The organism is Tepidiphilus baoligensis, assembly GCF_012911495.1.
Classification (GTDB): domain Bacteria; phylum Pseudomonadota; class Gammaproteobacteria; order Burkholderiales; family Rhodocyclaceae; genus Tepidiphilus; species Tepidiphilus olei.
This window is the reverse complement of the sequence record NZ_JAAAUB010000012.1, coordinates 48,768-64,342: the sequence shown is the minus strand read 5'-3', so window position 1 is coordinate 64,342 and position 15,575 is coordinate 48,768. Positions and strand designations below refer to the sequence as shown.

Below are 15,575 nucleotides of genomic sequence, written 5' to 3'. Positions count from 1 at the left end.
CAATTTCCTCGATGGAGGAATAAAAAACCTTGAAAGGGGTGCGCCTCAATCCTCCAGCGTCATGAGGCTCGTGTTCCCGCCCACGGCGGCCGTGTTGATGCTGAGGCTGCGCTCGTGGATCAGCCGCTCGGCACGGTAGGGCGGGGTGAGCAAAGGCACGATCGGCCCCGGGCGCTCGGCAAGCCGGGTTCGCCACAGGACGGCGAGGGCGGCCTCGCCCGAGAAGAGCAGCAAGTCGATGGGTTCGGCGAGCAGATCTTCGCTCGAGCGGCAGCGTGCCTGCAAGGACTCGGGCAGACTCTGCCGGATGCGCTCGGTCTCCGGCGTTCGGGGGAGCACGATGGAGGCATCGTTGGCAAGCGCCGTCACGATCTGTTCGGCGTAGCCTTCGAGCGTGGTGGCGAAACCGCCGACGAGGCGACGCGGCAGGAATCGCAGGCGATTCTCCTCGCCGGTTGGGCCGGGCAAGCGCAATTCCTTGCCAACGAGCGAGCGTTCGCGCCAAGCCTCGAGCGTCGTGAGCAGCCGCTGCTTGGCTGCCGGGCCGAAGAGCGCTTCGCCCTGCCTTTCCAACCAGTCGCGCAGGGGGGGCAGATCGGGAGGCTCGTGCAGGAGCCGTGCCTGAGGAAAGCGCGGCTCGGGCGCGTGCGCGAGTAGCCGCAACAGATAGAGCGGTCCTCCGGCTTTGGGGCCCGTGCCGGAGAGCCCCTCGCCGCCGAAGGGCTGCACGCCTACCGCGGCACCGATGATGGTGCGATTGACGTAGAGGTTGCCGACGTGGGCGCGTTGGGCGATGAACTCCACGGTGCCGTCGATGCGGCTGTGGATGCCCATCGTCAGCCCGTAGCCCGTGGCATCGATCTCCTCGAGCAGAGCGTCGAGCGCCTCGGCACGAAAACGTTTCACGTGCAGGATGGGGCCGAAACGTTCGCCTCCGATGGATTCGATGCGGTCGATCTCGATCACGGTCGGGGCGACGAAGGTGCCGGTGGCGCATCCTGTCGGAGGATCCAGCCGATGGACGCGATGACCGGCACGCGCCATGCGTTCGACGTGCGCTTCGAGGGCGGCTTGGGCTTCGGCGTCGATCACGGGGCCGACGTCGGTGCGCAGATCTCGCGGATCGCCCAAGCGTAGCTCGCGCAAGGCCCCGAGCAGCATGGTCAGGGTCTTATCGGCAATCTCCTCTTGCAGACAGAGCACGCGCAGGGCCGAACAGCGTTGTCCGGCCGAGTCGAAAGCGGAAGTGATCGCGTCGGCCACCACCTGCTCGGTGAGGGCGCTCGAGTCGACGATCATCGCATTGAGACCGCCGGTCTCGGCGATGAGCGGGACTTCCTCCTCACGCGCGGCCAGCGTGCGCTGGATGGCACGCGCCACGGCGGTGGAGCCGGTGAACATCACCCCCCGCACGCGGGGATCGGCCACGAGGCGCGCGCCCACCGTCTCGCCGCGACCAGGCAGGAGTTGCAGGGCTTCGCCGGGGATGCCCGCTTCGTGCAGGAGACGCACGGCCTCAAAAGCGGTGAGCGGCGTTTGTTCGGCCGGTTTGGCGAGCACGGCGTTGCCCGCCGCGAGCGCCGCCGCGATCTGGCCGACGAAGATCGACAAGGGGAAATTCCACGGGCTGATGCACACCACCGGCCCCAAAGGTCGAAGATCGGAGTCTTCGGCGGCGAGGCGGCGGACCTCGGCGGCGTAATAGCGGCAGAAATCGACCGCCTCGCGGATCTCGCCCACGGCGTCGGCCCAGGTCTTGCCGGCTTCGCGCACGATGAGCGCCAAGAGCGCGTCGGCATGGGCTTCGAGCGCGTCGGCGGCTGCCTCGAGCCGCAGTGCGCGCGCTTGCGGCGGGGTCTCGCTCCAGCGAGCACGGGCGGCGATCTCCAGCGCTTGCGCGATCGCCGCCTCGTCGGCCTCGATCGCCTCGCCGAGCACATCGGCGGTATCGGCCGGGTTGCGGCAGGGCAGCCTGACGGCTCCCTCGCACGCCATTCCGCCCACGAGCGGGGTGGCCGTGCGCCGGATCGTACCGTCGGCGGCGATGCGGGCCGCGAGTCGGCGCTGGGTGGGGCGATCGGCGAGGTCCAGTCCCAGCGAATTGCGCCGCTGCGGCGCGAAGAGTTCGGGCGGCAGGGGGATGTTGGGGTGGGGCGCGCCGCCGAGCGTCCGTGCGCGCGCCACCGGGTCGGCGAGCAGCGTTTCCAGCGGCACGTCGGCGGCGATGCGGTTGACGAAACTGGTGTTGGCGCCGTTTTCCAGCAGACGGCGCACGAGGTAGGGCAGCAGCGTCTCGTGGCTGCCCACCGGGGCGTAGATGCGCACCTGGCGGTGGCGCTCGGGGTGGCCGACGAGCGACTCGTAGAGCGGCTCGCCCATGCCGTGCAGGCACTGGAATTCATAGTCGCCGGGCTGCCAGCGCTCGCCGGCCAGGTGAAAGATCGCCGCGAGCGTGTGCGCGTTGTGGGTGGCGAATTGGGGATAGATCACGTCGCGCGCGGCGAGCAGCCGCTTGGCGCAGGCGAGATAGGAGACGTCGGTGTAGACTTTGCGGGTATAGACGGGATAGCCGGTGAGCCCGTCGACCTGGGCGCGCTTGATTTCGCTGTCCCAGTAGGCGCCCTTGACGAGGCGGATCATCAGCCGGCGTTCTCGCGCCCGGGCCCGGGCCACGAGCCAGTCGATGACGAAAGGGGCGCGTTTCTGGTACACCTGCACGACGAATCCGAGTCCGTCCCAGCCGGCGAGCTCGGGGTCGGCGAGCGCCGCCTCCAGCAGGTCGAGCGAAAGTTCGAGCCGGTCGGCTTCCTCGGCATCGAGGTTGAGTCCAATGTCGTAGCGCTTGGCGAGGTGGCACAGCTGCAGCAGGCGCGGCAGCAATTCGGCGAGCACGCGATCGGGCTGCGACCAGTGATAGCGCGGGTGCAGGGCGCTCAGTTTCACCGAGATGCCGTTGCCGTCGACCACGCCGCGTCCGGCATCGCGCCGGCCGATGGCGTGGATGGCGTGTTCGTAGTCGGCCAGATAACGCGCGGCGTCCTGCGCCGTCATCGCCGCTTCGCCCAACATGTCGAAGGAGTAACGAAATCCTTTCTGTTCGAGCGGCTGCACGCGCTCGAGCGCTTCTTCGATCGTGCGGCCGGTGACGAAGGTCTCGCCCAGCAGGCGCATGGCCACGTCCAGCCCTTTGCGCACCAGGGGCTCACCACCGCGCGCGAGCAGGCGCGTGAGCGCGGAGGAAAGCGCCTTGTCCTCGGCGAGGGCGACGAGCTTGCCGGTGACGACCAGGCCCCAGGCGGCGGCGTTCACGAAGATCGAACGGCTGCGGCCTAGATGCTCGCGCCATTGTCCGCGGGCGAGCTTGTCGCGGATGAGCGCATCGCGTGTGGCGACGTCGGGGATGCGCAACAGCGCCTCGGCCAGGCACATGAGCGCCACGCCTTCGCGGCTGGAGAGGCTGAATTCGGCCATCAGCGCGGCCACGCCCCCCTGCTTGCGCTGGCGCTCGCGCAACGCCCGAGCGAGCTCGGTGACCAAACCTTCGATGCGCGGCGAGAGTTCGGCAGGCAAGGTAGCCTCGTCGATTCGGGTCGGTACACAGTCCGGTTCGGGTGGCCGGGTGGCAAGCGCGATGATGTCGCGCCGGGGGTCCGCGGGGGCCGCGGAGCGGGGAGTGAAGCTCATGGCGTCTCCCGCAGGATCAAGGGATGTGATGATTATAAAGTATCTGGATGGTAGTATTGGCGGATCGTGGGCACCTTGCCGATGTCCCAGTGCGCCACCGCCCAGGCGAGGAGTTCGGCGGGCGGGGCGCCGCGCAGTTCCGCCGGCGGCGCATGGCCGAGAAAGTCGAGCGCCTGTGCGATGCGCGCGCTCGCCTCGGCGGCCTCCAACGGGCGGGCGAGCGTCTGCTTCGAGAGTTTGTCGCCGTGCGCGTCGACGGCCACCGGCAGATGTGCGTAGCGCGGCACCGGCAGCTCCAGCGCACGGTGCAGGGCGATTTGGCGCGCGGTGGAACCGAGCAGGTCGGCGCCGCGCACCACGTCGGTCACGCCGCCGAGCGCATCGTCGATCACCACCGCGAGCTGGTAGGCGAAGACGCCGTCGGCGCGCTTGACGACGAAGTCGCCCACCTCGCGCGGCAGATCCTCGACGACGCGCCCCTGGATGCGATCGTCGAAGGTTACCGTTCCTTCGGCACGGAAACGCCAGGCTCGCGCCGCTTTGCCCGGCGGCAACCCCTCGCGGCAGGTACCGGGGTAGAGCGTGCTGCCATCGATCGCCCGCGGCGCCTCGGCCAGGTCCTTGCGACTGCAGCCGCAAGGATAGAGCCAAGCGCTCTCGCGCAACTTCGCGAACGCGGCCTCGTAGTGCACCAGATTTCGGCTCTGGTAGGCGACTTCGCCGTCCCAGGCAAAACCGTAGGCTTCGAGCGTGCGCAGAATATCGGCATCCATCCCGGGGACGACGCGCGCCGCGTCGAGATCGTCGATGCGCACGAGCCAGCGCCCGCCGCGCGATCTTGCATCGCAATGGCTCGCGAGCGCCGCCAGCAGCGAGCCGAAGTGCAGCCGCCCGGTGGGGGAAGGAGCGAAACGACCGACGACGGATGCAGAGGCGACAGGGTTCGTCATGCGATCTGGCAACGAGAGTGAAAAAATGGCAAACCCCATCCTACTACGGACCAAAGGAGACGAAAATGGAGAAACCCGTTACATACCGGCCGCGACACACGCCGCACATCCGGCAGTTGCCGCTGCGGGGGCTGGAATCGTGCGTGCGCGAATGGGGCCCGGAGGCAGGACTGCCCGTGTTCCTTTTGCACGGCTGGATGGACAGCGGCGCCACCTGGCAGTTCGTGGTCGATGCGCTGCTCGATCAGGCGCTACCCTACCGCCTGATCGCTCCCGACTGGCGCGGCTTCGGCGACAGCGCCTGGTGTGCCCACGGATACTGGTTTCCGGACTATCTGGCGGATCTGGAGGCGCTGCTCGATGCGCTCGCGCCCGGGAAAGACGTGGTGCTGGTCGGGCACAGCATGGGGGGCAACGTTGCCGGACTCTATGCCGGCATTCGCCCGGAACGCGTGAGCGCGCTCGCCCTGCTGGAAGGCTTTGGTCTGCCGGAACATCGCCCCGAAGAAGCGCCGCAGCGTTATCGCAGCTGGCTCGACCAGCTCGCAGCGCCACCGGCCTTGAACGCCCCGGAATCGATCGAGGAATTCGCACAGCGCCTATGCCGACGGCACCCTCGTCTGCCGCTCGATCGGGCGCGCTTCGTGGCGGCCTCCTGGCTGCGGCAAACGCCGGAGGGACGACTTGCTTTTCGCGCCGATCCGCGGCACAAGATCCTCAATCCCATCCCCTATCGTCTGGAGGAAGCCAAGTCCTGCTGGCGCGCCGTCACTGCGCCTTGCCTGTGGCTATGGGGCGAAGAATCGGAATTCCCTCGTCGGCTCGCTGCCGACTGGGAGGAGCGCAAGGCGTGTTTTCGCCACTGGGAGGGACGGTCGATCGCCGAAGCGGGACACATGATGCACCACGAACAGCCGCAGGCCGTGGCGCAGGCGTTGGGGGAGTTCATCGCCCGGATGGTGCGCATTCCGAGCTGACGCCCTCGGCGGTTCAGTCGACGACTTCCCAGCGTCCTTCGCCCACGGCGCACGCCTTGCCGCGGACTTTTTCCTTGTGCCCGTCGCGGGTGATCACCGTCTCGTAATGACGGCACTTGCGCCCATCGCGGACGAATTCATCCAGCGGGGTTACGGCATAGGCGATGCCATGAGGGCTGCGCCAGGTCACGGTCTGTCCCCGTTTGCCGAGCTCCAGCGTGTGCCCGAAACAGGCCCGATCCTCTTCGTCCATCTGGCGTCCCAGTTCGGCGCCGAGCACGGCCCCGAGTACGCTGCCGAGGATGATCGCCACCACCCGACCGCTACCATCGCCGATTTGGCTACCCACGGCGGCGCCGGCCATTCCGCCAAGCGCGGCACCGAGCGCCTCGCGATTGCAGCGGCCGGCGTAGATGCCGAAATCGTTGCCCCATTTTTTCCCCGAGTACCCTAGGTAAAGGGGATCGTGCTGTTTGCGCCAACCGTGGGCCGGTGCCCAAGGGGGTGGATCGGCGGAAGCAGGGGTGAGCATCGTAGCGGATAGAAAGGCGGCTGCGGCGGTGATCAGGAGACTGCGGGAAAGGCGGCGTTTCATCGGGAAACTCCTGCAGAATGACGTGGCCAGATGGAGCGAGGATTATCGCTTGTCTTTGGTCATTCAGTTTCTTAAGACGGACGGTCGATATGCGGGGTTGGCAGCAGAGGCTCTCGCGATCTTCGGATTTATCCCCCCCGCGCCCCCGCTCCGGCCACGATCCGTGGCAGGAGCGCGGCCGCGTCGCCGCGCAGGCGGTAATCGACGAGATGCGAGACGGCGGTTCGTTCCGGGTTGATTTCCACCGTGGGTACGCCGGCGCTGGCGGCGAGCGCCACCGGTTCGGCGATGTAGGGAAAGAGGCTGGTGGTGCCGATGCTGAAGACGAGATCGAAACCGCGTGCAAGCTCTTCTTCAAGCCATTCCACGGCCAATCGGGGAAGGGGCTCACCAAAGAGCACGACCCCGGGACGCAGCACCGCGCCGCACTGGGGACAGAGCGGTGGAATCGGTAAGCGCTCCCAATCCCCTGCCGGACGGGTGTGGGTGCAGGTGGTGCAATGAAGTTCGCGCAAGTTGCCGTGGATTTCGATGACTTTGCGGCTACCCGCCTCGAGGTGCAAGCCGTCGACGTTCTGCGTGAGTACCACCGCGTGCGGCACTTCCGCAATGGCGCGGTGCGCGGCGTTGGCACGTGCGTGCGCGAGCCGGCAGGCCATGCGCGCAAGCTCGCGCCAAGTGAGTTCCGGCCTTGCCTGCAGCATGTGCCCGGACAGCACTTCTTCGTAAGGCAATCCTTCCTCGTTGACTCCGTCGGCATAGAGCCCGCCCGTGCCGCGGTAGGTGGGCAATCCGGAGGCTGCCGAGATACCGGCCCCGGTAATGAAGAGCGGCCGGCGGGATGCCGCGAGCAATTCGGCGATTTCTTCCAGGATATGCGTTTCGGTCATGACGATCGTTTCCTTGCGAACGATGATTCTGGATGGATCCTCGGACCGAAAAGATCAACCGCGGTTCGCGCGCCCGCGGCGATGGCGCAAGACATCGTCGAGCGCAGCCTGGCAGCACCCACAGCGGCGTGGTATAGGCGAGGATGGTCGAACGAGCGGCGGAAACGTACTGCAAACCGACGTTGACCAGGGCGCTGAAAGCGGCCATCTGCAGCAGACCCACGCCGAGCACCACCGGCCAGTCGTCACGGTGCGGTCACTTCAACTGGCCGCGCCAGGCGGCCACGGCGGCGAGGATGGCGGCACCGAGCACCATGCATGCCGCAGCGAAGGCGATCGGCGGGATGTACTGCAGCCCGTACTTCATGATGGGCCAGTTGGCCCCCGGAGGATGACGACGAACAGCAGGGCCCAGTCACCCCGTAGGGAAAGGCTTGATGGTGCCTGGCGCCTGGCGCCGCGCTCAGACGTTGAACAGGAAGTGGATCACGTCGCCGTCCTGCACCACGTACTCCTTGCCCTCGGCGCGCATCTTGCCGGCCTCTTTGGCGCCGTGTTCGCCTCCGTAATGGATGAAGTCCTCGTAGGCGATGGTTTGGGCGCGGATGAAGCCGCGCTCGAAGTCGGTGTGGATGACGCCGGCGGCCTGCGGCGCGGTGGCGCCGACGGGAATGGTCCAGGCGCGTACTTCCTTGACGCCGGCGGTGAAGTAGGTCTGCAAACCCAGGAGCCGGTAGGCGGCGCGAATGAGCCGGTTCAGGCCCGGTTCCTCCAGCCCCATCTCGGCGAGGAAAGCCTGTTTGTCCTCGTCGTCGAGCTCGGCGATCTCGGCCTCGATCGCGGCGCAGATGGGGACGACTTCGGCCCCTTCGGCGGCGGCGTGTTCGCGTACGGCTTCGAGCAGGGGGTTGTCGGCGAAACCGTTCTCGCTCACGTTCGCGGCATAGAGCACGGGCTTGGCGGTGAGCAGAAAGAGGGGTTTGAGGAGTGCCCGCTCTTCTTTGCCGAGCGCGAGCGCGCGCACCGGTTTGCCGGCGTCGAGCTGGGCGTAGGCGCGTTCGAGCACGGCCACCAGCGCCTTGGCGTCCTTGTCCCCGGCCTGTGCCGGTTTTCGCCAGCGGGTGAGCGCCTTTTCCACCGTGGCGAGATCGGCGAGCGCGAGCTCGGTGTCGATCACCTCGATGTCGCGCAAGGGATCGACACCGCCGGCGACATGCACCACGTTGGGATCCTCGAAACAACGCACGACGTGCACGATGGCGTCGGTCTCGCGAATGTTGGCGAGAAACTGGTTGCCCAGCCCCTCGCCCTTGCTCGCGCCGGCCACCAGTCCGGCGATGTCGACGAATTCGACGATGGCCGGGACGATGCGCTGGGGCTGTACGATGCGGGCGAGTTCGGCCAGGCGCGGGTCGGGGACTTCGACCACCCCCACGTTGGGTTCGATGGTACAGAAGGGGTAGTTGGCCGCTTCGATCCCCGCTTTGGTAAGCGCGTTGAAGAGGGTGGATTTGCCGACGTTGGGTAGTCCGACGATGCCACAGCGCAGACTCATGACTTTACTTCCTTGTCCGTTGGGCCGCTTTTGGGCGGTTTGGGTTTGGCGTTGATGCGCCCCATGGCGCGTTCCCACTGCCCGGCGGCGATGTCGGGCCAGGCGGCGAGCGCGCGCTCGATGGCCTCCTCGATCGCCTCGCGCTCTTCGGCGCGGGGGGGCTTGAGTACGTAGTGGATCACCGCGTCGCGTTGCCCCGGATGACCGATCCCCAGGCGCAAACGCCAGAAATGGTCGGTGCCGAGTGCGGCCTGGATGTCCTTGAGGCCGTTGTGGCCGGCGTGGCTGCCGCCGAACTTGAGGCGCACCTGCCCGGGGGGGAGGTCTAACTCATCATGGACCACGAGGATCGCTTCGGGTTCGATGCGAAAGAAGCGCGCGAGCGTTCCCACCGCCAGCCCGCTGCGGTTCATGTAGGTGGTGGGCAGCAACAGCCGCAGCTCACCCGTGCGGCCGACGAGGCCGTGAAATCGACTCTCGGGGGCGAGTGGGATGCCGAGCCGCTCGGCGAGCCGCTCACAAAACCAAAACCCGGCGTTGTGCCGGGTTTGGGCATATTCGGCCCCGGGGTTGCCGAGGCCGACCACGAGGCGCGGTGAGGCGGTAGGGAGTCGCGTCATCGCCGGGTTGTCTGCCTCATTCAGCTTTCGGTGGTTTCGCCGCCCTCAGGCCCACTTTCGCCCCGCACCTTGAGCGCCGTGGCCACGACCGGATCGCCTTCGCCGTGGTGTACGGCTTCGACGCCGGGGGGGAGTTCGAGCTGCGACAGGTGCAAGGATTGTTCGGGCTGCATATTGGAGAGGTCGACGGTGATGTATTCGGGCAGATCCTTGGGCAGGCAGCGTACCTCGATTTCGGTGAGTACGTGGCTGATGATGCAGCCGCCGAGCTTGACGGCGGGGCTGTTCTCACCGCCGATGAAGTGCAGCGGCACGTTGAGGTGAATCTTCTCGTCGGCCGAGACGCGCTGGAAATCGACGTGTAGCACGAGCGGTTTGTAGGCGTGCCATTGGGTATCGCGCAGCAGGACGCTCTCGCGCTCGCCGTCAATCTCGAGCGTCAGGATCGAGGCGTGGAAGGCCTCGTTGTTGAGCTGGTGGTAGAGCTCGTTGTGATCGAGGGTGATCGGTTGGGGGGCCTTGTCGCCACCATAGACGATTCCGGGCACGCGGCCGGCACGACGCAGGCGGCGGCTCGCACGCGATCCCTGCTCGGTTCTCCGGCTGGCTTTCACGGTGATTTGCATCGAAGTTTCTCCTTACGGTTGCTGGGTGCCGCCCGCGACCAGGCGGCGAAAAATCCCGGCACTTTTGCGCCGGGAAAATTTAGGGTAGGTTCATTCGCTGAAAAGTGAGCTTACCGACTCTTCGTTGCTGATGCGCAGCAAAGTGTCGGCGAGCAAGGCGCCGACGGAAATCTGGCGAATCTTGGGACAGGTGCGAGCATCGTCACGCAGCGGGATGGTGTCGGTGACCACGAGTTCGTCGAGTTCGGAATCCTGGATACGGGCGACCGCCGTGCCGGAGAGCACGGGATGGGTACAGTAGGCGAGCACGCGCGTGGCACCATTTTCCTTGAGCGCTTGGGCAGCCTTGCACAGGGTGCCGGCGGTATCGACGATGTCGTCCATGATGACGCAGGTGCGCCCCTTGACTTCGCCGATGATGTTCATGACCTCGGAGACGTTGGCCTTGGGGCGGCGCTTGTCGATGATCGCGAGGTCGCAGTCGAGGCGCTTGGCAAACGCGCGGGCGCGCACCACGCCGCCGACGTCGGGCGAGACGACCATGAGGTTCTCGTAACGCTGTTTTTCGAGGTCGTCGAGCAGTACCGGCGTGGCGTAGATGTTGTCCACCGGGATGTCGAAGAATCCTTGGATCTGGTCGGCGTGGAGATCCATGGTGAGCACGCGCTGCACGCCCACGGCCTGGAGCATGTTGGCCACGACCTTGGCGGTGATGGGCACCCGGGCGGAGCGGGGGCGGCGGTCTTGTCGCGCATAGCCGAAGTAGGGCAGGGCCGCGGTGATGCGCCAGGCCGAGGCGCGCTTGAGCGCATCGACCAGCACGATGAGCTCCATCAGGTTGTCGTTGGTCGGGGCGCAGGTGGGCTGTAGGATGAAGACGTCCTGACCGCGGACGTTTTCCAGGATCTCGACGTTGATTTCTCCGTCGGAGAAACGGCCGACCGTGGCCGCTCCCAGCGGGATTCCCAGGCGCCGCACGACGTCTTGTGCGAGCTTGGGGTTGGCGTTGCCGGTGAAAACCATCATGCTGCCGCGAGGCATGCGTATTCTCCGCACCCGAGTCCGTCTTCACGGGACCAGACCCGTGAAAGTCGAAACGGGCAGGCGATGCTTGCCTGCCCGTCGTGTTGGCTGGGGAGGAAGGATTCGAACCCTCGAATGCCGGAATCAAAATCCGGTGCCTTGACCAGCTTGGCGACTCCCCAAGTAACCGGTTCGCAGCGGCGCTCAGATCCAATCATGGAGTGGATGGCGATGCAGGGTTCGCACGACCTTCGCCTGCCAGCCCGAAGGCACTTCGGCGGCGATGCGCTCGGCCTCGGAGGGCTCCGCGAATTCGGCGAACACGCAACTGCCCGATCCGCTCATCCTGGCCATTCCGGCATGCCGGGCGAGCCATTCGAGCGCCGCATCGACTTCCGGAAACAGCTCTCTTACTACTGGTTCGAGATCGTTTCGCAGAGGCGTCGCTGCGAGAGACGCTATTGTGCCAATGGGGGTATTCCTTGTCAAGCGGGGCGAGGCAAAAACCTGGGCCGTGGGGACGTGGATGCCTGGCCACAAGAATACGAACCAGCGCTCGGGGCCAGGGTAAGGGGTGAGACGCTCGCCAATGCCCTCGACGAAGGCGTCTTCGCCGAAGAGGAAGAAGGGGACGTCGGCGCCGAGCTGCAGGCCGAGTTCCATGAGCTGGGCCCGGGAAAGCCCGCCGTTCCAGAGGCGGTTGAGGGCGATCAGGGTGGTGGCGGCATCCGAACTGCCGCCGCCCAGGCCTGCGCCCGTGGGCAGGACTTTGTGCAGAGTGATGTCGACTCCGTAAGGGGTGCCGAGACGCGACTGGAGCAGATGGGCGGCCCGCAGGGTGAGATCGGCCGATTCCGGTACGCCGGGGAGCTCGTGCGTGCGGCGGATGCGTCCGTCGTCGCGGCGCACGAAGTCGAGGGTGTCGCTCCAATCGATGAGGCGAAAGTGCGATTGCAGCAGGTGGTAGCCGTCTTCACGCCGACCGACGACGTGCAGGAAGGTGTTGAGCTTGGCCGGGGCCGGACAGCCGCTGAGCCGCGCGCTCATGATTCGGGGTTCCAGGTGTCGAGGAGCAGGACCAACCGTGCGGCGCCGCGCTCGATCGTCAGGCGCCGGGGGCGGGCGTCTTGCCAGGAGTCGAACGTGACGATCCAGCCGGAATGCCAGACGCGCTGGAGTCTGCCCGTCGGGTCGCGTTCGATCCGGTCGGGCGTAGGCCCGGGATGGCCTTGGATCCAGGCGGTGAGGGCGGACAGTGGGGGCGGGGCGAATCCGAGGAGTGGTTCGAGGAGCGCAGCGGCGTCGGTTTCCTGGCGTTCGCCATCGGGTGTGCGCAGGGTGGCTACGCTGGCTTCGAGTGTCAGGATCGCCAAAGTTTGTCCGGTGGGGGAGAGCAGAGTGAGCGTGCTGCGTTTGGGGGCGTGGTCCCAGGAGAAGGAGGTCGCAAAACGCTGTTGGTCATCTTCGGCGAGCAAGCGGCCGCCGAGGCGAAACGTTTCGCGATATGGGACTTGCGTCGGTGTGGTCGCAGAAGGGGTGTCGACCGGGGAAGTGGCGCAGCCGCCGACGAGCAGGAGCAGCAAGGGGAGTAGGTAGGCGATGAACCAAGCACGATGGCTGCATGGCGGCGTTCTCCGATGCTCGGACGTTTGCCCATCGAGGTGATGTGGCTCACAGCCTGTGCTTCGGCTGTCTACCCTTGCAGCCGATCTCGAGGGGCTTTTGCGGCAGCTGCAAGATAGATCGTTGCAGTACAGGGGACGCCTGGCGAGGATTTTGCTGCCGACGAATTTTTCACGAGGGATCATCGGTTCCGTTGCTCGAGCCAGCGCCGCACGCGTTGTAGCGGCTCGGCATCGGGTGAGCGTGCAGTCGCTTGTTTGAGCAGGGCTTGGGCTTCTTCGTGTCGCCCGAGGACGGTGAGGACTTCGACCAAATGGGCGGCGATCTCGGGGTCGTACTGGCGTCGGTAGGCGTTTTGCAGCAGGGAAAGCGCTTCTTCGAGCCGTCCCTGGCGATAGCGTAGCCAGCCGACGCTGTCGAGGATGTACGGATCGTTGGGAGCGAGCTCGAGCGCACGGGTGAGCAGGCGTTCGGCTTCGTCGAGGTCGCGGTTGGCATCGGCGAGTAGATAGCCCAGGGCATTGAGGCCATGGGCATGGTCGGGGTATAGCGCGATGAGTTTGCGCAAGTATCCTTCGGCGGATTCGTGTCTCCCGAGCCGTTCCAGGATCATGGCATATTCATAGAGCAGATCGGGTTCGTCGCCGAGCTCGGCGATTGCTTCGTCGACCCAGCGACGGGCGTCTTCCAAACGGTCGGCATCTTGTAGCAAGCGACTCTTGAGCAGGACCTCCGTTGTCGGGTCGAGTACGATCCTCGTCTGGTCGAGCGTTTCGAAGGCGGCGTCGATCTTGCCTTGTTTGGCGAGTGCGTGTGCGAGCAGGCGCTTGCTTTGGTCTTCGAGGGCGGGGTGGGTGATTTGGCGCAATACGGATTCAGCGCGACGTGGCTGCTTGGCGGTAAGGTAGAGTTGCGCGAGTTGGAGGCGCAGAAAATCGACGTTGTCTCCGCCTTTGGAAATGACGTGCTCGAGGGCGGAGATGGCGCGGTCGAGGTGGCCGGTGCGTTCGGCCATCAATGCCACGGCCTGGAGCAATTGCGCATCGTCAGGGGCATTCGCCAGCAGTATTTCGAGGTGTCGTAAGGATTCTTCTTCCCGGCCGGGGGTCACGGCGAGGTGCTTGGCCAGGGTGAAACGTACGACTCGGGCGTAAGGGTACTCTCGGAGGTAGGTTTCGAGGCGGGCGATTGCCGTATCGGTCTCGCCGAGTTCGCCGAGGATTTCGGCCCAAAGCGCCAGCGCGAGATCCCAGTCGGGACGTAGCGAGAGCGCATGTTCGGCTGCAATGCGTGCCGTGAGGAGGTCGTTGGCACGGCGTGCGGCTTCGGCACGGGCGAGTTGCGCTTCGGGGTATTCGAGGTAGGGCGTGGTGGCCAGCTCGATGATACGGCGAGCCATTTCGGGGTCGCCGAGCTCTTCGAGGGCGGCGTTGAGCCCTAGCAGGTTGTTCGGGAGTTGTTCGGGGTGTCGCCTCAGGATTTCATCCAGTTGGGCCAGGACGGCTTTTTCGCGTTGGGCGTCGAGCTCGGCCCGCATGCGTTCGAATCGTTCGATGGTCTCGGCGTTCGGTTCCACTTGGCGCCATAGGGTGAGGGCGCGGTTGAGCATTTCGTTTTGGCGGGTGATGGCGGCGATCTCGGCAGCCCGGCGAGCGAGTTCCGGAGCGCGTGCGTGTTGTGCGGCAAGCAGAAAGGCTTGCGCTGCGCTGCCGAATTCTTGTTGCCTCAGTGCGATCTCGCCGATGAGCGTCCAATAGAGGGTTTCGCCGTCCAATCCTTCGGCGGATGACACGATGGGGGGGGCAGTGCCCGCGGGGGGGTGGGGCGATTGGGCGAGCGCGCAGGCACAGGCCGTGGACAGGCCCAGCGACAGGAGAATACGGCCAAAGCGACGGTTCATGGCATCTCGATGAGAGGAAGGCCGGATCGAGGAAAGGGCGCGCGACCATGACGCCACTTCCTCTCCCGGTCGACGTTTTCCATAGGATAGCGCAGAAATGGCCGATCCGCGCTCCCGGCGTCGTTCAGCGGGCTGTCGACGCCGCGAGCGCCTCATGGAGTGTACGGGCGTTGACTTCGACCAGGTCGAGGTAGGTGGGGGCGGGGCCGGTGGGCCCGCTGAGGGCATCCGAATAGAGACGTCCGCCCACGGTGAGCCCCGATTCGCGGCGTAGTTGCTCGACGAGGCGGGGATCGGCGACGTTCTCTAGGAAGGCGACGCGAATGCCCTCGCGTCGTGCGCGATCGGCGAGCGCGGCAAGTGCCTTGGCGCTGAGCTCGCCGTGCGGTACGACACCCTGGATGCCGATGAGTTCAAGGCCGTAGGCCCGGGCGAGGTAACGGAAGGCGTCGTGATTGGTGTAGGCGCGGCGTGCGTCGGGGGGAAGGGCGGCAAAGCGTTCGCTCCATTTACGCCACAGCGATTCGAGCATGTGCGCATACTCGGTGGCGCGTTGCCGGTAGTGGTCGGCGTGCGCGGGATCGCGCTGGGCGAGCGCTTCGGCCAGCGGCGGCATCGCCTGGGCCACGAGGCGTGGGTCCTGCCAGAAATGGGGGTCGAACTCCCCATGCGCGGGGTGATCGCCTTTATGGTCGTGCGCATCATGACGGTCGTGGTGGTCGTGACCGTCGTGTAAGGCGACGGCGGACAGGAGGGCCTTTTCGGCGAGCAAGATTTTGCCGAGCAGTAGCAAGTCGTTTTTCTTGCCCGCGCTACGGGCGAGCCGCTCGACCCAGTCGTCGAACCCCAAATCGATGCCGACGACGAGGGCGGCTTCCTTGATGACGCGCGTGTCCGAGGGTTTGGGTTGGTAGCCGTGCGCATCGGCATCCGGGCCGATCAGGGAGGTGACCTGTACGCGATCGCCGCCCACTTGGCGTATCCAGTCGGCAGCGATGGAAAAAGTGGCGACGACGGGCAGAGGGGAACTCGCCTGGACTTTGGGGGCGCGCAGCCCGAGCAGCGGCGCGGCGGCAAGTGCAAGGAGGATGCGGCGGCGGGCAGTAAGCATGATGGGGGAACTCCGATCGGT

13 protein-coding genes and 1 tRNA gene are annotated in these 15,575 nt (G+C 66.1%); 1 reads left to right on the top strand and 13 read right to left on the bottom strand.

What is annotated here, in order from left to right; genetic code table 11:
* Positions 1 to 45: 45 nt before the first annotated feature.
* Both putA and gluQRS read right to left on the bottom strand, forming a co-directional pair.
* Complete coding sequence (gene putA, locus GV368_RS08650; RefSeq protein WP_169116244.1) at positions 46 to 3,684, bottom strand: bifunctional proline dehydrogenase/L-glutamate gamma-semialdehyde dehydrogenase PutA; 3,639 nt, start codon at positions 3,682 to 3,684, stop codon at positions 46 to 48.
* 32 nt (positions 3,685 to 3,716) lie between these two features.
* On the bottom strand, positions 3,717 to 4,634 hold the full coding sequence (gene gluQRS, locus GV368_RS08645) for a tRNA glutamyl-Q(34) synthetase GluQRS (protein WP_169116243.1): 918 nt from the start codon (positions 4,632 to 4,634) through the stop codon (positions 3,717 to 3,719).
* Between the two features lie 65 nt (positions 4,635 to 4,699).
* Between gluQRS and GV368_RS08640 the strand changes: the two genes are divergently transcribed.
* A complete protein-coding gene (locus GV368_RS08640) occupies positions 4,700 to 5,611 on the top strand; it encodes an alpha/beta fold hydrolase (RefSeq protein ID WP_169116242.1) in 912 nt (303 codons plus the stop codon).
* A 13-nt stretch (positions 5,612 to 5,624) separates the two neighbouring features.
* Here the strand turns inward: GV368_RS08640 and GV368_RS08635 are convergent, their stop codons facing one another.
* The 11 genes from GV368_RS08635 to GV368_RS08585 form a co-directional block, all read right to left on the bottom strand.
* On the bottom strand, positions 5,625 to 6,206 hold the full coding sequence (locus tag GV368_RS08635; protein ID WP_169116241.1) for an RT0821/Lpp0805 family surface protein: 582 nt from the start codon (positions 6,204 to 6,206) through the stop codon (positions 5,625 to 5,627).
* A gap of 128 nt (positions 6,207 to 6,334) precedes the next feature.
* Positions 6,335 to 7,096, bottom strand: a complete 762-nt coding sequence (locus GV368_RS08630; RefSeq protein ID WP_169116240.1) for an SIR2 family NAD-dependent protein deacylase — start codon at positions 7,094 to 7,096, stop codon at positions 6,335 to 6,337.
* A 463-nt stretch (positions 7,097 to 7,559) separates the two neighbouring features.
* Complete coding sequence (ychF, locus tag GV368_RS08625; RefSeq protein WP_169116239.1) at positions 7,560 to 8,651, bottom strand: redox-regulated ATPase YchF; 1,092 nt, start codon at positions 8,649 to 8,651, stop codon at positions 7,560 to 7,562.
* Entirely contained in the window at positions 8,648 to 9,271 is a 624-nt protein-coding gene (pth, locus tag GV368_RS08620; RefSeq protein WP_169116238.1) for an aminoacyl-tRNA hydrolase, read from the bottom strand. Before pth ends, ychF begins: the two co-directional genes overlap by 4 nt.
* Before the next feature lie 20 nt (positions 9,272 to 9,291).
* Positions 9,292 to 9,897: a 50S ribosomal protein L25/general stress protein Ctc gene (locus GV368_RS08615; RefSeq protein ID WP_169116237.1), complete on the bottom strand. Its 606-nt coding sequence runs from the start codon at positions 9,895 to 9,897 to the stop codon at positions 9,292 to 9,294.
* Positions 9,898 to 9,987: 90 nt separating this feature from the next.
* Entirely contained in the window at positions 9,988 to 10,938 is a 951-nt protein-coding gene (locus GV368_RS08610; protein WP_169116236.1) for a ribose-phosphate pyrophosphokinase, read from the bottom strand.
* Positions 10,939 to 11,025: 87 nt separating this feature from the next.
* Positions 11,026 to 11,102, bottom strand: a tRNA-Gln gene (locus tag GV368_RS08605).
* 22 nt (positions 11,103 to 11,124) lie between these two features.
* Positions 11,125 to 11,967 (bottom strand): 4-(cytidine 5'-diphospho)-2-C-methyl-D-erythritol kinase, encoded by an 843-nt coding sequence (ispE, locus tag GV368_RS08600; protein WP_169116235.1) that lies wholly within the window; start codon positions 11,965 to 11,967, stop codon positions 11,125 to 11,127.
* Positions 11,964 to 12,503: an outer membrane lipoprotein LolB gene (locus GV368_RS08595; RefSeq protein ID WP_169116234.1), complete on the bottom strand. Its 540-nt coding sequence runs from the start codon at positions 12,501 to 12,503 to the stop codon at positions 11,964 to 11,966. Before GV368_RS08595 ends, ispE begins: the two co-directional genes overlap by 4 nt.
* A gap of 221 nt (positions 12,504 to 12,724) precedes the next feature.
* Positions 12,725 to 14,443 (bottom strand): tetratricopeptide repeat protein, encoded by a 1,719-nt coding sequence (locus tag GV368_RS08590; protein WP_169116233.1) that lies wholly within the window; start codon positions 14,441 to 14,443, stop codon positions 12,725 to 12,727.
* Positions 14,444 to 14,567: 124 nt separating this feature from the next.
* On the bottom strand, positions 14,568 to 15,554 hold the full coding sequence (locus GV368_RS08585; RefSeq protein WP_169116232.1) for a metal ABC transporter solute-binding protein, Zn/Mn family: 987 nt from the start codon (positions 15,552 to 15,554) through the stop codon (positions 14,568 to 14,570).
* Positions 15,555 to 15,575 lie beyond the last annotated feature (21 nt).